Source organism: Streptomyces massasporeus, assembly GCF_014648995.1.
Taxonomy (GTDB): Bacteria; Actinomycetota; Actinomycetes; order Streptomycetales; family Streptomycetaceae; genus Streptomyces; species Streptomyces massasporeus.
Genome location: NZ_BMSE01000004.1, coordinates 310,067 through 330,116 on the forward strand (window position 1 = coordinate 310,067; position 20,050 = coordinate 330,116).

The 20,050-nt window shown below is 70.0% G+C and carries 21 protein-coding genes; 14 read left to right on the forward strand and 7 right to left on the reverse strand.

Features of this window, described 5'->3' with window-relative positions; translation table 11 throughout:
- Positions 1–2: 2 nt before the first annotated feature.
- Positions 3–1,121 (reverse strand): transaldolase, encoded by a 1,119-nt coding sequence (gene tal, locus IE153_RS12955; protein WP_189589855.1) that lies wholly within the window; start codon positions 1,119–1,121, stop codon positions 3–5.
- A 34-nt stretch (positions 1,122–1,155) separates the two neighbouring features.
- Positions 1,156–3,243, reverse strand: a complete 2,088-nt coding sequence (gene tkt, locus IE153_RS12960; protein WP_189589856.1) for a transketolase — start codon at positions 3,241–3,243, stop codon at positions 1,156–1,158.
- Between the two features lie 383 nt (positions 3,244–3,626).
- Between tkt and IE153_RS12965 the strand changes: the two genes are divergently transcribed.
- The 3 genes from IE153_RS12965 (at position 3,627) to IE153_RS12975 (ending at position 6,224) form a co-directional block, all read left to right on the forward strand.
- Positions 3,627–4,544 (forward strand): heme o synthase, encoded by a 918-nt coding sequence (locus IE153_RS12965; protein WP_189590002.1) that lies wholly within the window; start codon positions 3,627–3,629, stop codon positions 4,542–4,544.
- A 66-nt stretch (positions 4,545–4,610) separates the two neighbouring features.
- Positions 4,611–4,943, forward strand: coding sequence for a hypothetical protein (locus IE153_RS12970; RefSeq protein WP_189589857.1), 333 nt, complete (start codon positions 4,611–4,613; stop codon positions 4,941–4,943).
- A gap of 174 nt (positions 4,944–5,117) precedes the next feature.
- A complete protein-coding gene (locus IE153_RS12975) occupies positions 5,118–6,224 on the forward strand; it encodes an amidohydrolase family protein (protein WP_189589858.1) in 1,107 nt (368 codons plus the stop codon).
- Positions 6,225–6,445: 221 nt separating this feature from the next.
- Here IE153_RS12975 and IE153_RS12980 read toward each other — a convergent pair whose 3' ends face one another.
- Genes IE153_RS12980 through IE153_RS12995 form a run of 4 tightly spaced genes read right to left on the reverse strand, consistent with a single transcriptional unit; the run spans position 6,446 to position 10,048 of the window.
- Positions 6,446–7,453, reverse strand: a complete 1,008-nt coding sequence (locus IE153_RS12980) for a COX15/CtaA family protein (RefSeq protein ID WP_189589859.1) — start codon at positions 7,451–7,453, stop codon at positions 6,446–6,448.
- Between the two features lie 54 nt (positions 7,454–7,507).
- Positions 7,508–8,284 carry an ABC transporter permease gene (locus IE153_RS12985; RefSeq protein WP_031105890.1) on the reverse strand — a complete coding sequence of 259 codons (777 nt, stop codon included), beginning with the start codon at positions 8,282–8,284 and terminating at the stop codon, positions 7,508–7,510.
- Positions 8,281–9,204 (reverse strand): ABC transporter ATP-binding protein, encoded by a 924-nt coding sequence (locus tag IE153_RS12990; RefSeq protein ID WP_097215942.1) that lies wholly within the window; start codon positions 9,202–9,204, stop codon positions 8,281–8,283. The genes IE153_RS12985 and IE153_RS12990 overlap by 4 nt, the downstream gene beginning before the upstream one ends.
- Before the next feature lie 49 nt (positions 9,205–9,253).
- Positions 9,254–10,048 carry an AAC(3) family N-acetyltransferase gene (locus IE153_RS12995; protein WP_189589860.1) on the reverse strand — a complete coding sequence of 265 codons (795 nt, stop codon included), beginning with the start codon at positions 10,046–10,048 and terminating at the stop codon, positions 9,254–9,256.
- 161 nt (positions 10,049–10,209) lie between these two features.
- Between IE153_RS12995 and IE153_RS13000 the strand changes: the two genes are divergently transcribed.
- From IE153_RS13000 to IE153_RS13035, 8 genes are read left to right on the forward strand one after another with little or no spacing between them, the layout of a single operon-like run.
- Complete coding sequence (locus IE153_RS13000; RefSeq protein ID WP_189589861.1) at positions 10,210–10,932, forward strand: helix-turn-helix transcriptional regulator; 723 nt, start codon at positions 10,210–10,212, stop codon at positions 10,930–10,932.
- On the forward strand, positions 10,929–12,350 hold the full coding sequence (gene sufB / locus IE153_RS13005; RefSeq protein ID WP_031143583.1) for a Fe-S cluster assembly protein SufB: 1,422 nt from the start codon (positions 10,929–10,931) through the stop codon (positions 12,348–12,350). The genes IE153_RS13000 and sufB overlap by 4 nt, the downstream gene beginning before the upstream one ends.
- A 54-nt stretch (positions 12,351–12,404) precedes the next feature.
- Positions 12,405–13,589 (forward strand): Fe-S cluster assembly protein SufD, encoded by a 1,185-nt coding sequence (gene sufD, locus IE153_RS13010; RefSeq protein ID WP_189589862.1) that lies wholly within the window; start codon positions 12,405–12,407, stop codon positions 13,587–13,589.
- Positions 13,586–13,903 (forward strand): non-heme iron oxygenase ferredoxin subunit, encoded by a 318-nt coding sequence (locus tag IE153_RS13015; RefSeq protein ID WP_030852669.1) that lies wholly within the window; start codon positions 13,586–13,588, stop codon positions 13,901–13,903. Before sufD ends, IE153_RS13015 begins: the two co-directional genes overlap by 4 nt.
- A gap of 7 nt (positions 13,904–13,910) precedes the next feature.
- Positions 13,911–14,675, forward strand: coding sequence for a Fe-S cluster assembly ATPase SufC (sufC, locus tag IE153_RS13020; protein WP_189589863.1), 765 nt, complete (start codon positions 13,911–13,913; stop codon positions 14,673–14,675).
- The gene (locus tag IE153_RS13025; RefSeq protein WP_189589864.1) at positions 14,672–15,928 is read left to right on the forward strand and encodes a cysteine desulfurase; all 1,257 of its coding nucleotides are present in this window, start codon (positions 14,672–14,674) and stop codon (positions 15,926–15,928) included. Before sufC ends, IE153_RS13025 begins: the two co-directional genes overlap by 4 nt.
- 15 nt (positions 15,929–15,943) lie before the next feature.
- The gene (gene sufU, locus IE153_RS13030) at positions 15,944–16,414 is read left to right on the forward strand and encodes a Fe-S cluster assembly sulfur transfer protein SufU (RefSeq protein ID WP_185009923.1); all 471 of its coding nucleotides are present in this window, start codon (positions 15,944–15,946) and stop codon (positions 16,412–16,414) included.
- Positions 16,411–16,743, forward strand: a complete 333-nt coding sequence (locus IE153_RS13035) for a metal-sulfur cluster assembly factor (protein WP_028809645.1) — start codon at positions 16,411–16,413, stop codon at positions 16,741–16,743. The genes sufU and IE153_RS13035 overlap by 4 nt, the downstream gene beginning before the upstream one ends.
- Positions 16,744–16,799: 56 nt before the next feature.
- Here the strand turns inward: IE153_RS13035 and IE153_RS13040 are convergent, their stop codons facing one another.
- The gene (locus tag IE153_RS13040) at positions 16,800–17,633 is read right to left on the reverse strand and encodes an AbfB domain-containing protein (RefSeq protein WP_189589865.1); all 834 of its coding nucleotides are present in this window, start codon (positions 17,631–17,633) and stop codon (positions 16,800–16,802) included.
- A 178-nt stretch (positions 17,634–17,811) separates the two neighbouring features.
- Between IE153_RS13040 and IE153_RS13045 the strand changes: the two genes are divergently transcribed.
- The 3 genes from IE153_RS13045 to dapD all read left to right on the forward strand — a co-directional run bounded on the left by IE153_RS13045 (position 17,812) and on the right by dapD (position 20,023).
- Positions 17,812–18,132: a DMT family transporter gene (locus tag IE153_RS13045; protein ID WP_031105875.1), complete on the forward strand. Its 321-nt coding sequence runs from the start codon at positions 17,812–17,814 to the stop codon at positions 18,130–18,132.
- Positions 18,132–18,680 carry a TetR/AcrR family transcriptional regulator gene (locus IE153_RS13050; protein WP_189589866.1) on the forward strand — a complete coding sequence of 183 codons (549 nt, stop codon included), beginning with the start codon at positions 18,132–18,134 and terminating at the stop codon, positions 18,678–18,680. The genes IE153_RS13045 and IE153_RS13050 overlap by 1 nt, the downstream gene beginning before the upstream one ends.
- A gap of 353 nt (positions 18,681–19,033) precedes the next feature.
- Positions 19,034–20,023 carry a 2,3,4,5-tetrahydropyridine-2,6-dicarboxylate N-succinyltransferase gene (gene dapD / locus IE153_RS13055; RefSeq protein ID WP_031105872.1) on the forward strand — a complete coding sequence of 330 codons (990 nt, stop codon included), beginning with the start codon at positions 19,034–19,036 and terminating at the stop codon, positions 20,021–20,023.
- Positions 20,024–20,050 lie beyond the last annotated feature (27 nt).

The following is a 20,050-nucleotide window of genomic DNA, read 5'->3' on the forward strand; positions in this document are numbered from 1 at the left end:
GTTCAGCCCTCCGAGGGGGCGAGGCGCTTGAGCTCGGCCTCGGTCGACTTCAGCAGGTCGGTCCAGGAGGCCTCGAACTTCTCGACGCCCTCCTCCTCCAGCAGCTGGACCACGTCGTCGTACTTGATCCCGAGCTTCTCGACCGCGTCGAGGTCGGCGCGGGCCTGCTCGTACGTGCCGGAGACGGCGTTGCCGCGGATCTCGCCCTGCTCCTCCGTGGCGAACAGGGTCGCCTCCGGCATGGTGTTCACCGTGTTGGGAGCGACCAGCTCGTCGACGTACAGGGTGGGCTTGTACGCCTTGTCCTTGACGCCGGTGGACGCCCACAGCGGACGCTGCTTGTTGGCGCCCGCCTTCTCCAGGGCGCTCCAGCGGTCCGAGGAGAAGACCTCCTCGTACGCCTGGTAGGCCAGCCGGGCGTTGGCGACGCCGGCCTTGCCGCGCGCGGCCTTGGCCTCCTCGGTGCCCAGCGCGTCGATCCGCTTGTCGATCTCGGTGTCCACGCGGGACACGAAGAACGACGCCACGGAGTGGATCTGCGACAGGTCCAGGCCGCGCTCCTTGGCCTTCTCCAGGCCCTCCAGGAACGCGTCCATGACCAGGCGGTAGCGCTCCAGCGAGAAGATCAGCGTGACGTTGACGCTGATGCCCAGGCCGATGGTCTCGGCGATGGCCGGGATGCCCGCCTCGGTCGCCGGGATCTTGATGAGCGTGTTGGGCCGGTCCACCAGCCAGGCGAGCTGCTTGGCCTCGGCGACCGTCGCCCGCGTGTTGTGCGCCAGGCGCGGGTCGACCTCGATCGAGACCCGGCCGTCCTTGCCGCCGGTGGCGTCGAAGACCGGGCGCAGGATGTCGGCGGCGTCACGGACGTCCGCCGTCGTGATCATGCGGATGGCCTCTTCGACGGTGACCTTGCGGGCGGCGAGGTCGGTCAGCTGCGTGTCGTAGCCGTCGCCCTGCGAGATCGCCTTCTGGAAGATCGACGGATTGGTGGTGACGCCCACGACGTGCTGCTGGTCGATCAGCTCGGCGAGGTTGCCGGACGTGATCCGCTTGCGCGACAGGTCGTCCAGCCAGATCGCCACGCCTTCCTCGGAGAGGCGCTTGAGTGCGTCTGTCATGGAAATTCCATCTCCTACGTGTCGTGTATAAGCGTCAGCGCTGAGCTGCGGCGATCGATTCCCGCGCGGCGGCGGCCACGTTCTCGGGAGTGAAGCCGAACTCGCGGAAAAGGACCTTGCCGTCGGCCGAAGCACCGAAGTGCTCCAGGGAAACAATGCGGCCGGCGTCCCCCACGTACTTGTGCCACGTGAGACCGATACCGGCCTCCACCGCGACACGGGCCCGGACGGACGGCGGCAGGACGCTGTCCCGGTACCCCTGGTCCTGCTGCTCGAACCACTCCACCGACGGCATGGACACCACGCGCGTGGGCACGCCGGCGCCCTGGAGCTGCTCGCGCGCCTCGACGGCGACGTGCACCTCCGAGCCGGTGGCGATCAGGATGACCTCGGCGTCGCCGCCGTCGGCCTCGAACAGCACGTAACCGCCGCGCGCGGCATCCTCGTTGGGCTCGTACGTCGGAACACCCTGGCGCGTCAGCGCGAGGCCGTGCGGCTGCCCCTTGCCGAACTCCTTCGTCCAGCGCTTGAGGATCTCGCGCCAGGCGATGGCGGTCTCGTTGGCGTCGGCCGGGCGCACGAGGTTCAGGCCGGGGATCGCGCGCAGCGACGCGAGGTGCTCGACGGGCTGGTGCGTCGGGCCGTCCTCACCGAGGCCGATGGAGTCGTGCGTCCACACGTACGTCACCGGCAGGTGCATCAGCGCCGACAGCCGCACCGCGTTGCGCATGTAGTCGGAGAACACCAGGAAGGTGCCACCGTAGATGCGGGTGTTGCCGTGCAGCGCGATGCCGTTCATCTCGGCGGCCATCGCGTGCTCGCGGATACCGAAGTGGATCGTGCGGCCGTACGGGTCCGCCTCCGGCAGCGGGTTGTCCGCCGGGAGGAAGGAGCTGGTCTTGTCGATCGTGGTGTTGTTGGAGCCGGCGAGGTCGGCCGAGCCGCCCCACAGCTCCGGGACGACCCCGCCGAGGGCCTGCAGCACCTTGCCGGAGGCGGCACGCGTGGCCACACCCTTGCCGACCTCGAAGACCGGGATCTTCTCCTCCCAGCCGGTGGGCAGCTCACCCTTGGCGACGCGGTCGTACTCCGCGGCGCGGTCGGGGTTGTTGTCCCGCCACTGCTGGTACGCCTTCTCCCACACCGCGCGGGCCGCCTGGCCCCGCTCCAGCGCCTTGCGGGTGTGCGTGATGACCTCGTCGGAGACCTCGAAGGACTGCTCCGGGTCGAAGCCCATGACCCGCTTGGTCGCCGCGACCTCGTCGTCGCCGAGCGCCGAGCCGTGCGCGGCCTCGGTGTTCTGCGCGTTCGGGGCCGGCCAGGCGATGATCGAGCGCATCGCGATGAACGACGGCCGGTCCGTGACGGCCTTGGCCTTCTGGATCGCCTCGAAGATCGCGGCCGGGTCCAGGTCGCCGTCGGCCTTCGGCTCCACGCGCTGCACGTGCCAGCCGTAGGCCTCGTACCGCTTCACCGTGTCCTCGGAGACGGCCGTCTCGGTGTCGCCCTCGATCGAGATGTGGTTGTCGTCCCACAGCAGGATCAGGTTGCCGAGCTTCTGGTGGCCCGCGAGGGACGACGCCTCGGAGGAGATGCCCTCCTGGAGGCAGCCGTCACCGGCGATGCAGTAGATGAAGTGGTCGAACGGCGACTCGCCCTCGGCGGCCTCCGGGTCGAACAGGCCGCGCTCGTAGCGGGCGGCCATCGCCATGCCCACCGCGTTGGCGACACCCTGGCCGAGCGGCCCGGTCGTCGTCTCCACACCGGTCGTGTGCCCGTACTCGGGGTGTCCGGGGGTCTTCGAGCCCCAGGTGCGGAAGGACTTCAGGTCGTCCAGCTCCAGGCCGAAGCCGGCCAGGTACAGCTGGGTGTAGAGGGTCAGGGACGAGTGGCCGGCGGACAGCACGAAGCGGTCCCGCCCGACCCAGTCGGCGTCCGCCGGGTCGTGCCGCATCACCTTCTGGAAGAGGGTGTAGGCGGCAGGCGCCAGGCTCATCGCCGTACCCGGATGGCCGTTACCGACCTTCTGTACGGCATCGGCGGCCAGGACACGCGCGGTGTCGACGGACCGCTGGTCCAACTCGGTCCACTCGAGGTCTGTGGTGGTCGGCTTGGTGCTCACCCTGGGTCAGGGCTCCTCTCCACATGTCGGATGCCGGTGTATCGGGGCGCCCACCGGCCGCAGTCGAGCCTACCCCCGTGGGACGTGCGTTTTTTCGAGTCACTCCAGAGTGCCGGGGCTGATCCCGATCCGCTTCCCGACTGGGCCGTACCGCGTTCGACAGGTGAATACGGAGCCGCTCATCCGGGTGCTCAATCGAGCTTCGAAGCGCCCTTCCGAAGGCGTCCGCCAACACGAGCCGACCCCCGCGAATGTCCGAGTCTGGGCAACGTCTAAAGTGGCGTGGTACGCGCGAGCCTTTACCGGGACTTCACAGCGGTGAGGCTTGCTGGGATGTCTCTGTAGGGGTGTGCGTGACGGCCGTTGAATCCCGTCCAGCGGGGATGACCGGGGCGGACCAGAGCCCGGCCCACCGGCCGCTCGGGGCCCGTGTCATGGCATTCGTGGCTCTCACCAAGCCGCGGATCATCGAACTGCTGCTGATCACCACGGTGCCGGTGATGTTCCTGGCGCAGCAGGGCGTGCCCGACCTGACGCTGGTGCTGCTGACGTGCCTCGGCGGCTACCTGTCCGCGGGCGGCGCCAACGCGCTCAACATGTACATCGACCGCGACATCGACGCGCTGATGGACCGCACCTCGCAGCGCCCGCTGGTCACCGGCATGGTCAGCCCGCGTGAGTGCCTGGCCTTCGGCATCACCCTGGCCATCACGTCCACCCTGCTCTTCGGCCTCACGGTGAACTGGCTGAGCGCCTGGCTCGCCCTCGGCGCGCTCCTCTTCTACGTGGTCGTCTACACGATGATCCTCAAGCGCCGTACCTCGCAGAACATCGTGTGGGGCGGCATCGCCGGCTGCCTGCCGGTGCTGATCGGCTGGTCCTCGGTCACGAACTCGATGTCGTGGGCGCCGGTCATCCTCTTCATGGTCATGTTCTTCTGGACGCCGCCGCACTACTGGCCGCTGTCCATGAAGGTCAAGGAGGACTACGCGCGCGTCGGTGTGCCCATGCTGCCGGTGGTCGCCTCCAACAAGGTGGTCGCCAAGCAGATCGTGATCTACAGCTGGGTCATGGTCGCCGTCTCGCTCCTGCTGACCCCGCTCGGCTACACCGGCTGGTTCTACACCTCGGTCGCGCTGCTGGCGGGCGGCTTCTGGCTCTGGGAGGCGCACGGCCTGCAGAACCGCGCGAAGGCGGGGGTGACGGGCGCGAAGCTGAAGGAGATGCGCCTGTTCCACTGGTCGATCACCTACGTCTCGCTGCTGTTCGTGGCGGTCGCGGTCGACCCGTTCCTGCGCTGACGTACCGACGTACGTCACAGGCCCCTGCCCTCGCCAGTCGATCTACTCGTGAGTAGCATCCTGGCCATGGCAGACACGCAGCAGGTTGACCCGAAGGCCGAGCGCAAGGTGGCCCGGCTGGCCAAGCAGATCTCCTCCTTCTCCAAGGCCCACGGCGGTGCCGAGGGCCAGGTCGCCTACATCGGTGAGCGCGGCGCCCGCATCGTCCTGGTCGGCGAGGACGGCAACTGGGGCGACCTGGTCGCCCCCTCCCACGAGATCGCCGTGCAGGCCGTGGAGAAGTCGGGCATCACGACCCACGAGTCCTTCGACGGCGAATTCGCGGCGAAGGTGAGGACGGGCCGCTACGAGTGGTCGCGGATGGCGGGGATCCAGGTGGGCGGCCCCAAGAACGACTGACCTCAAGGGGCGCGGGGCTGTAGCGATGTGCGGCTCCGCCGCGTGGGCGCGACCAGCCAAACCCGGTCCGCACCCGCCGCACGACATCGGCCGCCCACTCCGGGACCGCGACCTCGAACCCGGTTCACCCGTTAGGACCCGTAAGAACAACAGGGTCCACACCGGGAGGCCCGGATGATCGAAACGCCGTCACTGGTGGACCAGTACTGCCACGGAGTGCTCCGCACCGAGCTGGGCCTCGGCACCTTCGAGGCCCACCTCAGCCGCACCGAGGGCCCACCCGCCCCCGGCACCACCCTCTTCGACACCCAGACCGGCTTCGCCGTGCGGCGCTGGTGCCCACCCCTGCTCGGCCTGGAACCGCACTGCACGCCCGCCCGCTACCTGGGCCGACGCCGGGAACTGGGCGTCCTGGAGTCCGGCCGCCGGCTCCTGCGCGGCAGCGGCATCACCACGTACCTGGTCGACACCGGCCTCCCCGGCGATCTGACGGAACCCGGCGAGCTGGCCTCCGCCGGAGCCGCCGAGGCCCGCGAGATCGTGCGTCTGGAACTCCTCGCCGAGCAGGTCGCCGACACCTCCGGGACCGTCGAGTCCTTCCTCGCCAACCTCGCCGAGTCGGTGCACGCGGCCGCCGCCAACGCCGTCGCCTTCACCTCGGTCGCGGGCGTACGGCACGGCCTCGCGCTCGCGCCGGAGCCGCCCGGGCCGGGGGAGGTGCGCGGGGCGGCCGGCCGCTGGCTCGCCGGGCGCGGGGTCGGCGGGGAGCTGAGCGACCCGGTGCTGCTGCGGCATCTGCTGTGGAGCGCCGTCGCCTCCGGCCTGCCGCTCCAGCTGCACGCGGGGCTGGGCGCGCCGGGGCTGCGGATCGACCGTACGGACCCGGTACTGCTGACGGACTTCGTGCGGGCCACGGCCGGCCTGGGCACGGACCTCGTGCTGCTGCACGGCTACCCGTACCACCGGCACGCCGCCCATCTCGCCGGTGTCTTCCCGCACGTCCACGTCGACTGCGGCGCCGCCCTGGTCCGCACGGGCGCCCGGGCCGCGACCGTCCTCGCGGAGATCCTGGAGCTGGCCCCGTTCGGCAAGATCCTCTTCTCCACCGGGGCTCAGGGCCTGCCCGAACTGCACGTGGTGGGCGCCCGCCTGTTCCGTGAGGCCCTCGGCCGCGTGCTCGGCACCTGGGTGGCCGAGGGCGCCTGGTCACTCGCCGACGCGCAGCGGGTGGCGGGCATGCTGGCGTCGGGGAACGCGCGACGGGTGTACGGGCTCGACTAGGGCCTGTCGTTTGGATCAGGTCGCAGACGCGGGGCTTGGCACGCGCATCTGCCGCGTTGTCGTCAGTCGCCGACTCCCCCGAGCTCTCGACTCCGCTCGAGCAAGGGGGACCCCCACCGCGTCGACTCCTTCCTCCGCCTTGCAGCTACACGCACCAAGCCCCGCTCACCGGCGTCGAGAAGCACCGCCGATTCCCTGCGACCTGATCCAAACGACAGACCCTAGGCCTTGGTCAGGGTGGCCTCGGCGGTGGGCCCGGGCAGGTCCACAGCGGCCTCCGGCCGCTCGCGCAGCGACAGCACCACCCGCAGCACCCAGATCCACATCACGGCCGAGCCGAGCATGTGCAGGCCGACCAGCACCTCGGGCAGGTCCGTGAAGTACTGGACGTAGCCGATGACGCCCTGCGCGAGCAGGATCAGGAACAGCTCGCGGGTGCGGTTCAGCGGGTTCCTGGGCGCGTCGACCGCCTTGAGGACGAACCACAGGGCGAACGTCAGCGTCACCACGATCCACGCCAGCACGGCGTGCAGCTTGCTCACCGTCTCCCAGTCGACCGGCATTCGCTCGACCTCGCTGGAGTCGCCCGCGTGCGGGCCCGCGCCGGTGACGACCGTGCCGACCAGGATGAGCAGGACGGCCGCCGCGACCAGGAACCACACCAGTTGCTGCACGGCCTTTCCGACCAGCGGGCGCGGCGCCGCGTCACCCTCCCGGCTGCGCTGCCACATCACCGTGGCCACCGCGATGAGCGCGGACGTCGCCACGAAGTGCGCCGCGACCGTGTACGGGTTGAGGCCGACCAGCACCACGATGCCGCCGAGGATCGCGTTGCTCATCACGATCCAGAACTGCGCCCAGCCCAGCCGGACCAGACCGCGCCGGTACGGCTTCTGCGAGCGCGCGGCGATGATCGCCCAGCCCACCGCGGCGCACAGCACGTACGTCAGCATGCGGTTGCCGAACTCGATGGCGCCGTGGAAGCCCATCTCGCTGGTCGCGGTGAGCGAGTCGTCGGTGCACTTGGGCCAGGTCGGGCAGCCCAGGCCCGAGCCGGTCAGCCGCACCGCGCCACCGGTGACGACGATGATCACCGACATCAGCAGCGCGGTGAGGGCCGCGCGCCGGACCGTCCGGGGTTCCGGGGTCCAGCGTTCGGCGATGAAGGCGAGCGGGTTGCGCAGGGCGGCCTTGGCGTCGGCGCGGGTCACGTTTGGCACGCGAACCATCGTAGGCCGCCGCTTGTGCACGCTTTCACGAGGGTCCGTCACAGGACACCTTCCCTACTCCCAGCGGAAGAACTTCCCGGCCGCCGCCAGCCCCACGACCGCCCACACGGCGAGGATCCCGAGGTCGCCCCAGGGCATCCCGGCGCCGTGCTGGAGCACGTCCCGCAGCCCGTCGGACAGGGCCGCGATCGGCAGCAGGCCCAGCACGTCCTGCGCGCCGGCGGGGAACTTGTCCAGCGGCACGATGACCCCGCCGCCGACGAGCAGCAGCAGGAACACCAGGTTGGCCGCGGCCAGCGTCGCCTCGGCCTTCAGCGTCCCGGCCATCAGCAGGCCCAGCCCCGAGAAGGCCGCCGTGCCGAGGACCAGGAGCAGCAGGACGGCGACCGGGTTGCCCTGTGGCGACCAGCCGAGGGCGAAGGCGATCACCGTCAGCAGGATCACCTGGAGGATCTCGGTGACCAGGACGGACAGCGTCTTCGCCGTCATCAGGCCCCAGCGGGGCAGGGGCGAGGACGCGAGCCGCTTCAGCACGCCGTAGCGGCGCTCGAAGCCGGTGGCGATGGCCTGGCCGGTGAACGCCGTCGACATCACCGCGAGCGCGAGGATGCCGGGCGCGAGGAAGTCGACCGCCTCGCCGGCGCCGGTGTCGACGATGTCCACGGTGCTGAAGAGCACCAGGAGCAGGGTCGGGATGACGACGGTCAGCAGCAGCTGCTCGCCGTTGCGCAGCAGCATCTTCGTCTCGAGCGCGGCCTGAGCCGCGATCATGCGGGGGAGCGGGGCCGCGCCGGGCCTCGGCGTGTACATCCCGGTGCCGGTGGCGGTCATGAGCGCAGCTCCTTGCCGGTGAGCTCCAAGAAGACGTCCTCGAGGGTGTGGCGCTCCACCGAGATCCGCTCCGGCATCACGCCGTGCTGGGCGCACCAGGAGGTGACCGTGGCGAGCAGTTGCGGGTCGACCTTGCCGACGACCCGGTAGGAACCCGGCGTCAGCTCGGCTGCCGAGCAGTCGGCGGGCAGGGCCTTCAGCAGCGAGCCCACGTCGAGGCCGGGCCGGCCCGTGAAGCGGAGCGTGTTCTCGGCGCCGCCCCGGCACAGCTCCTCCGGGGAGCCGTGGGCGATGACCCGGCCGGCGTCGATGATCGCCACGTCGTCGGCGAGCTGCTCGGCCTCATCCATGTAGTGGGTGGTGAGGATCACCGAGACGCCGTCCGCGCGCAGGTCCCGGACGAGGTCCCAGGTGGCGTGGCGGGCCTGGGGGTCGAGCCCGGCGGTGGGCTCGTCGAGGAAGACCAGTTCCGGTCGCCCGACCACGGCCATGGCCAGGGCGAGCCGCTGCTGCTGCCCGCCGGACAGCCGCCGGTACGTCGTACGGCCGCAGGAGCCGAGCCCCAGCCGCTCGATCAGCGCGTCCACGTCCAGCGGGTGCGCGTGCAGCCTGGCGACGTGGCGGAGCATCTCGTCGGCCCGGGAGCCCGAGTAGACGCCGCCGGACTGGAGCATCACGCCGATGCGGGGCCGCAGGGCGGCGGACTGTCTCACCGGGTCGAGGCCCAGGACGCGCACCGTGCCGGAATCCGGCTTCCGGTACCCCTCGCAGGTCTCGACCGTGGTTGTCTTGCCCGCCCCGTTGGGACCGAGCACGGCGGTCACACCCGCCCGGGCCACCAGGTCGAGCCCGTCCACCGCGGTCTTCGTGCCGTACCGCTTCACCAGGGCCTGGACCTGGACCACGGGCTCACTTCGCATGGGTCCAGAGTCTAGGTAGGCGCGCGGTGGCCCGGACCGGGGGGTGCGGCTACTCCTCCTCGCGCGGCCGGTGCACCGCGAGCCACCGTTCGGCGTAGTCCACCGCGTCCTTCACCGGGAACAGCCGCGCCTCGGCGGCCCCGACCTTGCCGCGCACGACGGGACGGTCCCGTTCGAAGTCGTAGCCCAGCTCGTCGAAACGGTCCGAGCTGATCGACACCTCGGTCACGGTCTCCCAGCCTTCCGGGCCCGGGCGGCCCACGGCGACGATCGGGGACGGGATCCGGTACTCGGCCAGGTGGAAGCTCGTGCAGGAGGCGTAGCCGGCGCCGAGCAGCAGCACCCGGGCGTCCATCGCCTCCAGTTTCGCCAGCGGGCTGCGCTCGCCGAGCCGGCAGTCGGGCGCGTGCCCGTCGAGCACCTGCGCCGCGTGCGGGCCGAGCGCCGCGAACGAGGTCTGCGGGTGCGCGCTGCGCAGGGCGCCGGGCCAGGTCCGCACCGTCTCCGGGACGACGCCGACCCCGCGGGAGGGCGTGATCCGCGGGTCGTAGGCGGGCATGGTGGCGCGGATGGCCGCCCACCATTCCGGGGGCACGGGCGGGTTGCTCCACAGGGCCGGGTCGGACAGGTCGCCGGTCTGGGTGGGGACCACGAGCGTGCCCTCGGGGCCGAGGGCGTCGAGAAGTCCCTGCACCACCGCCACGGCCCCGCCGTTGACCCAGCCGAGGGCGCTGAGCGAGGAGTGCACGAGGAGGGTCTCGCCGGGGCTCACCCCGAGTTCGCCGAGCTGCGTCCGGAGCGTCTCGCGGGTGACAAGAGGGCCGGTCGGAGGGGGTGTGGGCATGGTTCCGGAGTGTCCCCGATGCGGCTGCCGCATGCCACCGGTTTGATCGATCAGAGATCGTTTCCGCAGGTCAGATTAGGTTCACCTAAGTGACGCAGGGCACCGTGGTGTGCGGCACACGCGGCTTGCCCGGTCCGGAAGAATTACGCAACAATGGCGTTGTGAAAAACGTCGGCGAGGCACCTCACGAGGAGCTGGCGACCGGGGAGCGGTCCACCCGCAACCGGGTCGCGCGGTCCATCCTGGACCACGGCCCCTCGACCGTCGCCGAGCTCGCCGAGCGGCTGGGGCTCACCCAGGCGGCCGTGCGCCGGCACCTCGACGCCCTCACGGGCGACGGTGTCGTGGAGGCGCGCGAGCAGCGGGTGTACGGCGCGCGGACCCGAGGCCGGCCGGCCAAGGTGTTCGCCCTGACGGACTGCGGCCGGGACGCCTTCGACCAGTCGTACGACACGCTCGCGGCGGACGCCCTGCGCTGGATCGCCGACCGCGAGGGAGGCGACGAGGCGATCGCCGCCTTCGCCCGCGCCAGGATCGCCGCCCAGGCGGGCACCTACCGCCGGGCGGTCGAGGGCGTCCCGCCCGAGAAGCGGGCCGAAGCGCTGGCCAAGGCCCTGAGCGCCGACGGGTACGCTGCTACGGCGCGCAGTGCGCCTCACCCGCAGAAGGGTGAGCAGCTCTGCCAGCACCACTGCCCGGTCGCCCACGTCGCCGAGCAGTTCCCGCAACTGTGCGAGGCGGAGACGGAATTTTTCGCCGAGCTGCTCGGTACGCACGTACAGCGGCTCGCCACCATCGCGCACGGCGACGGCGTCTGCACGACGTTCATCCCCAAGATTTCCCACAACGCATCTGCAAGCACGGCCGGGAGGAACCCCGCATGACTCTCCCCACGGAGACTGCCCACCCCGAGCTGGAGGGCCTGGGCAAGTACGAGTACGGCTGGGCCGACTCCGACACGGCCGGCGCCTCTGCCAAGCGCGGCATCAACGAGGACGTCGTCCGGGACATCTCCTCCAAGAAGAGCGAGCCGGAGTGGATGACCAAGCTCCGTCTCAAGGGCCTGCGCCTGTTCGAGAAGAAGCCCATGCCGAACTGGGGCTCGGACCTCTCCGGCATCGACTTCGACAACATCAAGTACTTCGTGCGCTCCACGGAGAAGCAGGCGGAGTCCTGGGAGGACCTGCCCGAGGACATCAAGAACACGTACGACAAGCTCGGCATCCCCGAGGCGGAGAAGCAGCGCCTCGTCGCCGGTGTCGCCGCGCAGTACGAGTCGGAGGTCGTCTACCACCAGATCCGCGAGGACCTGGAGGAGCAGGGCGTCATCTTCCTCGACACCGACACCGCGCTGAAGGAGCACCCGGAGCTCTTCAAGGAGTACTTCGGGACCGTCATCCCCGTCGGTGACAACAAGTTCGCGTCGCTGAACTCAGCCGTGTGGTCGGGCGGCTCCTTCATCTACGTGCCGCCGGGCGTGCACGTGGAGATCCCGCTCCAGGCCTACTTCCGCATCAACACGGAGAACATGGGCCAGTTCGAGCGGACCCTGATCATCGTCGACGAGGGTGCCTACGTGCACTACGTCGAGGGCTGCACCGCCCCGATCTACAAGTCGGACTCGCTGCACTCCGCGGTCGTCGAGATCATCGTCAAGAAGAACGCCCGCTGCCGCTACACGACCATCCAGAACTGGTCGAACAACGTCTACAACCTGGTCACCAAGCGCGCCGTCGCCTACGAGGGCGCGACCATGGAGTGGATCGACGGCAACATCGGCTCCAAGGTGACGATGAAGTACCCGGCCGTCTACCTGATGGGCGAGCACGCCAAGGGCGAGACCCTCTCCATCGCCTTCGCGGGCGAGGGGCAGCACCAGGACGCCGGCTCCAAGATGGTCCACATGGCGCCGAACACGTCGTCGAACATCGTGTCGAAGTCCGTGGCGCGCGGCGGCGGCCGCACCTCCTACCGCGGTCTCGTGGAGATCGGCGAGGGTGCCCACGGCTCGAAGTCCAACGTGCTGTGCGACGCGCTGCTCGTCGACACCATCTCCCGCTCCGACACCTACCCCTACGTGGACGTCCGTGAGGACGACGTGTCCATGGGGCACGAGGCGACCGTCTCCAAGGTCTCCGAGGACCAGCTCTTCTACCTGATGAGCCGCGGTCTGAGCGAGTTCGAGGCGATGGCGATGATCGTGCGCGGCTTCGTCGAGCCCATCGCCAAGGAGCTCCCCATGGAGTACGCGCTGGAGCTGAACCGGCTGATCGAGCTGCAGATGGAGGGCGCGGTCGGCTGACCGCCTCCCTCGACAGCAGACGTCCCCCTCAGGAAAGAGAGCACTACGACAGCCATGGCTGAGGCCCAGAACATCCCCGTGGGATCCACCACCGCGGGCTCGATCGCGGTCGCCGCGGAGTCGACCGTCGCCACGCGCATGAGCGCGCCCCCCTCCTTCGACGTGGCGGACTTCCCCGTCCCGCACGGCCGTGAGGAGGAGTGGCGGTTCACCCCGCTGGAGCGCCTGCGCGGTCTGCACGACGGCACCGCCGTCGCCACCGGCAATGGCGTGAAGGTCGAGGTCCAGGCCCCCGAGGGCGTCACCGTCGAGGCCGTCGGCCGTGACGACGCGCGGCTCGGCAAGGCCGGCACCCCGGTGGACCGCGTCGCCGCCCAGGCCTACTCGGCGTTCGAGAAGGCCGGAGTCGTGACCGTCCCCAAGGAGACCGTCCTCACCGAGCCCATCCGTATCGCGGTGCACGGCGAGGGCGGCACCGCCTTCGGCCACCAGGTGATCGAGCTGGGCGCCTTCGCCGAGGCAGTCGTGGTCATCGACCACACCGGTGACGCGGTGCTCGCCGCCAACGTCGACTACCTCCTGGGCGACGGCGCCAAGCTCACCGTCGTCTCCGTCCAGGACTGGGACGACAAGGCCGTCCACGTCGCCCAGCACAACGCGCTCGTCGGCCGCGACGCCTCCTTCAAGTCGGTCGTCGTCACCTTCGGCGGCGACCTCGTCCGGCTGCACCCCCGCGTGCAGTACGCCGGTCCCGGCGGCGAGGCCGAGCTGTTCGGCCTGTACTTCACCGACCAGGGCCAGCACCAGGAGCATCGCCTCCTGGTCGACCACAACGTCCCGCACTGCAAGTCGCACGTCGTCTACAAGGGCGCGCTCCAGGGCGACGACGCGCACGCGGTGTGGATCGGCGACGTGCTCATCGAGGCCAAGGCCGAGGGCACCGACACGTACGAGATGAACCGCAACCTGGTCCTCACGGACGGGGCGCGGGTGGACTCCGTACCGAACCTCGAGATCGAGACCGGCGAGATCGTCGGCGCCGGCCACGCCTCGACGACCGGCCGCTTCGACGACGAGCAGCTCTTCTACCTCATGGCCCGCGGCATCCCGGAGTACGAGGCCCGCCGTCTGGTGGTCCGCGGCTTCTTCGCCGAACTCGTCCAGCAGATCGGCCTCCCCGACATCGAGGAGCGCCTGATCGCCCGGATCGAGGAGGAGCTGGAGGCGGCGGTCGCATGACCTTCGTACGCGCCTGTGGGCTGGGCGAGCTGGAGGAGGACACCCCGAAGCGGGTGGAACTCGACGGCACGCCCCTGTCCATCGTGCAGACCGAGGGCGAGGTGTTCGCGATCCACGACATCTGCTCGCACGCGAACGTCTCCCTGTCGGAGGGCGAGGTCGACGACTGCCACATCGAGTGCTGGCTGCACGGCTCGCGCTTCGACCTCCGTTCCGGCAAGCCCGACGCCCTTCCGGCGACGCGCCCCGTCCCCGTTTACCCCGTACAGATCGATGGGGACGACGTGCTCGTCTCCCTCACCCAGGAGTCCTGAGGCATCCATGGCAACGCTTGAAATCCGAGACCTGCACGTCACCGTCGAGGCCGACAACGCCACGAAGGAGATCCTCAAGGGCGTCGACCTCACCGTGAAGCAGGGCGAGACGCACGCCATCATGGGCCCCAACGGCTCCGGCAAGTCGACCCTCGCCTACTCCCTCGCGGGTCACCCGAAGTACACGATCACCGGCGGCACCGTCACCCTCGACGGCGAGGACGTCCTGGAGATGTCCGTCGACGAGCGCGCCCGCGCCGGCCTGTTCCTCGCGATGCAGTACCCGGTCGAGGTTCCGGGTGTCTCCGTGTCGAACTTCCTGCGCACCTCCGCCACCGCCGTCCGCGGCGAGGCCCCCAAGCTGCGCACCTGGGTGAAGGAGGTCAAGGAGGCCATGCAGCGCCTCAACATCGACCCGTCCTTCGCCGAGCGCAACGTCAACGAGGGCTTCTCCGGCGGTGAGAAGAAGCGCCACGAGATCCTCCAGCTGGAGCTGCTCAAGCCGAAGGTCGCCGTCCTCGACGAGACCGACTCCGGCCTGGACGTCGACGCCCTGCGCGTGGTGTCGGAGGGCGTGAACCGCGTCCGCGAGACGGGCGAGGTCGGCACCCTGCTGATCACGCACTACACGCGCATCCTGCGCTACATCAAGCCCGACTTCGTCCACGTGTTCTCCGCCGGCCGCATCGTCGAGTCCGGCGGCGCCGAACTCGCCGACAAGCTGGAGAACGAGGGCTACGAGGTTTACACGAAGGGTGGCGCATCCGCGTGACATTGCTGCCGGGCCTCCTCGACACCGAGGCGATCCGCAAGGACTTCCCCATCCTGGACCGTCAGGTCCACGAAGGCCGGAAGCTCGTGTACCTGGACAACGCGGCGACCAGCCAGAAGCCGCGCCAGGTGCTGGACGCCCTGAGCGAGTACTACGAGCGCTACAACGCCAACGTCCACCGCGGTGTGCATGTGCTCGCCGAGGAGGCCACGGCGCTGTACGAGGGCGCGCGCGACAAGGTCGCGGAGTTCATCAACGCGCCGAGCCGCGACGAGGTGATCTTCACGAAGAACGCCTCGGAGTCGCTCAACCTCGTGGCGAACATGCTGGGCTGGGCCGACGAGCCCTACCGCGTGGACTCCGAGACCGAGATCGTCATCACGGAGATGGAGCACCACTCCAACATCGTGCCGTGGCAGCTGCTCGCGCAGCGCACGGGCGCGAAGCTGAAGTGGTTCGGCCTGACCGACGACGGCCGTCTCGACCTGTCGAACATCGACGAGGTCATCACGGAGAAGACGAAGATCGTCTCCTTCGTGCTGGTCTCCAACATCCTCGGCACGCAGAACCCGGTCGAGGCGATCGTGCGCCGCGCCCAGGAGGTCGGTGCGCTGGTGTGCATCGACGCCTCCCAGGCCGCGCCGCACATGCCGCTGGACGTACAGGCCCTGCAGGCCGACTTCGTCGCCTTCACCGGCCACAAGATGTGCGGCCCGACCGGCATCGGTGTCCTCTGGGGCCGCCAGGAGCTGCTGGAGGACCTGCCTCCGTTCCTCGGCGGCGGCGAGATGATCGAGACGGTGTCGATGCACTCCTCGACCTACGCCCCGGCGCCCCACAAGTTCGAGGCGGGCACGCCCCCGATCGCCCAGGCGGTCGGCCTCGGCGCGGCGATCGACTACCTCAACTCGATCGGCATGGACAAGATCCTCGCCCACGAGCACGCCCTCACCGAGTACGCGGTGAAGCGGTTCGCGGAGGTCCCCGACCTGCGGATCATCGGCCCGACCACGGCGGAGGACCGCGGCGCGGCGATCAGCTTCACCCTCGGGGACATCCACCCGCACGACGTGGGCCAGGTGCTCGACGAGCAGGGCATCGCCGTCCGGGTCGGCCACCACTGCGCACGGCCGGTCTGCCTGCGGTACGGAATTCCTGCGACCACGCGAGCGTCGTTCTATCTGTACTCCACGCCGGCCGAGATCGACGCACTGGTCGACGGCTTGGAGCACGTACGGAACTTCTTCGGCTGAGGGGCGTGCTGAACGGTGAAACTGGACTCCATGTACCAGGAAGTCATCCTGGACCACTACAAGAACCCGCACGGGCGGGGCTTGCGGGATGGCGACGCCGAGGTGCACCACGTCAACCCGACGTGCGGTGACGAGATCACACTGCGCGTGAAGTACGACGGCACCACGATCGAGGACGTCTCGTACGAGGGCCAGGGCTGTTCGATCAGCCAGGCGAGCGCGTCCGTACTGAACGACCTCCTCGTCGGCAAGGACCTCTCCGACGCGCGGCAGATCCAGGAGACCTTCCTGGAGCTGATGCAGTCCAAGGGGAAGCTCGAACCCGACGACGCGATGGAGGAGATCCTGGAGGACGCGGTCGCGTTCGCCGGGGTGTCCAAGTACCCGGCCCGGGTGAAGTGCGCCCTGCTGAGCTGGATGGCCTGGAAGGACGCGACGGCCCAGGTACTGGGCGGAGCCGACGCCGAGAAGGAGACGACGGCATGAGCGAGACCGTTGAGATGAAGCCGGCCTCGGAGGAAGAGGTCCGTGAGGCGCTGTACGACGTGGTCGACCCCGAGCTGGGCATCGACGTCGTCAACCTCGGCCTGATCTACGGCATCCACATCGACGACGCGAACATCGCGACGCTCGACATGACCCTGACGTCGGCGGCCTGCCCGCTGACGGACGTCATCGAGGACCAGGCGAAGTCCGCCACGGACGGCCTCGTGAGCGAGCTGCGGATCAACTGGGTCTGGATGCCCCCGTGGGGCCCCGACAAGATCACGGACGATGGACGCGAGCAGCTGCGGGCTCTCGGCTTCAACGTCTGAGATCCACCGACGCACGTGAGGGCGGCACCCATTCCGGGTGCCGCCCTCACGCATGTTCAGTCCAGCCCGGACACGATCTGGAACGAGGCGTCCGCGGAGAACTGGTGACTGTTCTCGAAGGGGTCCAGGCGGAGCTGGAAGTTGCGGTGGCGCAGGAAGCGGCCCGGGTAGTTGACCGACTCCAGCGTGAGCGTTCCCGACCGGGACCAGACGCGGGGACAGAAGGTGGCGTCCTGGCGGAAGAGGGACGAGCCGTCGTTCGTGTTGGCGACCAGGACGAAGCTGCGGTGGCGGAGGTAGCGGCCGTCCGCGGTGGTGAAGGAGTAGCAGGAGGAGTCGGCGAGGCCGGCGACGCGCTGGAAGGTGGCGTCCTCGCGCTGCTCGGGGCCCGTTCCGATCTGGTCGAGGCGCACATAGCCGTCGCGCACCCGCCAGTAGCGGTCGGAGAAGTTGACCGAGCGTATGGATATGCCGTGCGTGGACGGGGGCTTCGGCTTCTTCGAGGGAGCGGGGGACGTCTTCGGCGGCTTCGGGGCCTTCTTCCCGGGCTTCGGACTCGGGGAGGCGCTCGAAGCGCTGGTGCTGGGGGTGGGGGACGGCTCGGCGCGGTCCGCGCCGGGCTTCTCGGCGCCGTCCTCGGAGGGGGTCGCGAAGGAGATCAGGCCTCCCGGTGCCGAACTGCTCAGGGTGGTCGGCTCCGCCGCCCGGGATTCCGGCTCATTGGACTCGCTGTCCATCACGGTGATGGCCGTGACGCACGCGGTGATCGTGGCGAGGGCCAGCGTGCCCGCCAGCCAGAGCCGTCGCGTCCCCGGTGCCCGGGTGGTGTCCGGGGCCCAGCCGCTCTCCCAGGGCCGGTCCTGTGGCGGCCGGGACTTGCTTTCTGACATGCGCTGTTCCTCCGGCGGGGCACCCTTGACGGCGGCGCAGTTGTGGTGGCCCGGTGTGTGATCGGTGACACCGTAGTGGACGCGTGGGGCGCCTGGGACCGGTTTTGTGAGAGCGGTTTCTCTCCGATATCAAATCTCGTTGTGTACGGGTGTACATGTATTGTGTACGCTCGTACATATGGGATATCTGCTGCTGGCCGGGGCCATAGCCGCCGAAGTCGGTGCGACCACCGCCATGAAGTACAGCGACGGCTTCAGCAGGCTCGGACCGTCACTGCTCACGGTCCTCGGCTACGTCGTCTCCTTCGCGCTGCTCGCGCAGACCCTGAAGACCGTCTCGGTCGGCACGGCCTACGCCATCTGGGCCGGAGTCGGCACCGCCGCCATCGCCACGATCGGGATCGCGTTCATGGGCGAGGGTATGACCGTCGCCAAGGCCGCCGGCATCGCGCTGATCATCGTCGGGGTCGTGGTGCTGAACCTGGGCGGAGCCCACTGATGGCCCGGCGTCACGACCCCGAGCGGCGCCAGCGGATCATCGACGCGGCGATCCGGGTCGTCGGAGCGAAGGGGATCGCCGGGCTGAGCCACCGCAGTGCGGCGGCCGAGGCCGATGTGCCGCTCGGCTCGACGACGTACCACTTCAAGACCCTCGACGAGCTGCTGGTCGCCGCGCTGCGGCAGGCCAACGAGGGCTTCGCCAAGGTGGTCTCCTCGCGCGGCGGCCTGGAGGACCCGGGCACCGATCTGGCCGCCGAACTCGCCGCGTGGATGGGGGAGTGGCTCGCGGGCGACCGGACGGGGGTGGAGCTGGAGTACGAGCTGTACCTCGCCGCGCTGCGCCGGCCCGCCCTGCGGCCCGTCGCCGCCGAGTGGGCCGAGGGCGTCGCCGAGCTGCTGTCCCGGCACACGGATCCGGTGACCGCGCGGGCGCTGGTGGCGGTCGTCGACGGCATCTGTCTGCAGGTGCTGCTGACGGGAGTTCCGTATGACGAGGGGTACGCGCGGGGGGTGCTGGGGCGGGTGCTTGCGGGGGCGGGCGGCTGAGGGCGGGGTGCGTCCGGGTGCTTCGGGGTGAGCGTCAGTCCGTTGGGGTGTCCGTGAGCGGGGCGGGCACGGGTCGGGCTTGGGGCGGGGCGCCCGGGGGGCGAGGCGTACCTGGGCGGGGCCCGTGCGGTCGGGCGTTCGTGAGTGAGTCGTGCCCTGGGGGCATGGCGGGGGGCATCCGCTGGGGGCATTTCGAGGCGGGACCAGTCCGGCTGGGGCGTCCGTGAGCGAGGCGCCCCCGGGTGGGTGTCCGTGCTGTTGAGGGGCTGTTCGCAGGAGTGGATACCGCCCGTCCCGTGAGACGCCCCCGCACCGGTTCGCATCCATCGGCGTCCGCCGGTTAGGTTGCCCTCATGACCGACACGACTGCTCCTCGCACCACCGGCGCGGTGGCCGCCGGCCTCGCCACGATCGCCGCCGACGGCACCGTTCTCGACACCTGGTTCCCCGCGCCCGAGCTGGCCGACCAGCCCGGCCCGTCCGGCACCGAGCGGCTGTCCGCCGAGCGTGCCGCGGAGCTGCTCGGCGGTGGCGCGACCGCGGCGATCGGCCCGGACGCCCGCCGGGGCGTCGAGGTGGTCGCGGTCCGCACGGTCATCGCCTCGCTCGACGAGAAGCCGATCGACGCGCATGACGCCTACCTGCGCCTGCACCTGCTCTCCCACCGCCTGGTCAAGCCGCACGGGCAGAGCCTGGACGGCATCTTCGGCTTCCTCGCCAACGTCGCCTGGACCTCGCTCGGCCCGGTCGCCGTCGACGACCTCGAGAAGGTGCGGCTCAACGCCCGCGCCGAGGGCCTGCACCTTCAGGTGACCTCCGTCGACAAGTTCCCGCGTATGACGGACTACGTGGCCCCCAAGGGCGTCCGGATCGCCGACGCCGACCGGGTCCGCCTCGGCGCCCACCTCGCCGAGGGCACCACCGTCATGCACGAGGGCTTCGTCAACTTCAACGCCGGCACGCTCGGTACCTCGATGGTCGAGGGCCGCATCTCCGCCGGTGTCGTGATCGGCGACGGCTCGGACATCGGCGGCGGCGCCTCCACGATGGGCACCCTCTCCGGCGGCGGCAACGTCATCATCTCCATCGGCGAGCGCTGCCTGATCGGCGCCGAGGCGGGCGTGGGCATCGCCCTCGGCGACGAGTGCGTCGTCGAGGCCGGCCTCTACGTCACCGCCGGCACCCGCGTCACCATGCCCGACGGCCAGATCGTCAAGGCCCGCGAGCTGTCGGGAGCCTCCAACATCCTCTTCCGCCGCAACTCGGTCACTGGCACGGTCGAGGCCCGGCCGAACAACGCGGTGTGGGGCGGCCTGAACGAGATCCTCCACAGCCACAACTGACGGTTCCAGGCCTCCCCGTACGGATGA

What these genes read in the sequence shown, in the direction of transcription:
- IE153_RS12970 (WP_189589857.1), top strand. Translation starts at nt 4,611, where the DNA reads ATGGCAGACACGCAGCAGGTTGACCCGAAGGCCGAGCGCAAGGTGGCC.
- IE153_RS12990 (WP_097215942.1), bottom strand. Translation starts at nt 9,204, where the DNA reads ATGCGAAGTGAGCCCGTGGTCCAGGTCCAGGCCCTGGTGAAGCGGTAC.
- sufC (WP_189589863.1), top strand. Translation starts at nt 13,911, where the DNA reads ATGGCAACGCTTGAAATCCGAGACCTGCACGTCACCGTCGAGGCCGAC.
- IE153_RS13045 (WP_031105875.1), top strand. Translation starts at nt 17,812, where the DNA reads ATGGGATATCTGCTGCTGGCCGGGGCCATAGCCGCCGAAGTCGGTGCG.
- IE153_RS13015 (WP_030852669.1), top strand. Translation starts at nt 13,586, where the DNA reads ATGACCTTCGTACGCGCCTGTGGGCTGGGCGAGCTGGAGGAGGACACC.
- IE153_RS12985 (WP_031105890.1), bottom strand. Translation starts at nt 8,284, where the DNA reads ATGACCGCCACCGGCACCGGGATGTACACGCCGAGGCCCGGCGCGGCC.
- IE153_RS12965 (WP_189590002.1), top strand. Translation starts at nt 3,627, where the DNA reads ATGACCGGGGCGGACCAGAGCCCGGCCCACCGGCCGCTCGGGGCCCGT.
- IE153_RS12980 (WP_189589859.1), bottom strand. Translation starts at nt 7,453, where the DNA reads ATGGTTCGCGTGCCAAACGTGACCCGCGCCGACGCCAAGGCCGCCCTG.
- tal (WP_189589855.1), bottom strand. Translation starts at nt 1,121, where the DNA reads ATGACAGACGCACTCAAGCGCCTCTCCGAGGAAGGCGTGGCGATCTGG.
- sufD (WP_189589862.1), top strand. Translation starts at nt 12,405, where the DNA reads ATGGCTGAGGCCCAGAACATCCCCGTGGGATCCACCACCGCGGGCTCG.
- sufB (WP_031143583.1), top strand. Translation starts at nt 10,929, where the DNA reads ATGACTCTCCCCACGGAGACTGCCCACCCCGAGCTGGAGGGCCTGGGC.
- IE153_RS12975 (WP_189589858.1), top strand. Translation starts at nt 5,118, where the DNA reads ATGATCGAAACGCCGTCACTGGTGGACCAGTACTGCCACGGAGTGCTC.
- dapD (WP_031105872.1), top strand. Translation starts at nt 19,034, where the DNA reads ATGACCGACACGACTGCTCCTCGCACCACCGGCGCGGTGGCCGCCGGC.
- IE153_RS13050 (WP_189589866.1), top strand. Translation starts at nt 18,132, where the DNA reads ATGGCCCGGCGTCACGACCCCGAGCGGCGCCAGCGGATCATCGACGCG.
- IE153_RS12995 (WP_189589860.1), bottom strand. Translation starts at nt 10,048, where the DNA reads ATGCCCACACCCCCTCCGACCGGCCCTCTTGTCACCCGCGAGACGCTC.
- IE153_RS13035 (WP_028809645.1), top strand. Translation starts at nt 16,411, where the DNA reads ATGAGCGAGACCGTTGAGATGAAGCCGGCCTCGGAGGAAGAGGTCCGT.
- IE153_RS13040 (WP_189589865.1), bottom strand. Translation starts at nt 17,633, where the DNA reads ATGTCAGAAAGCAAGTCCCGGCCGCCACAGGACCGGCCCTGGGAGAGC.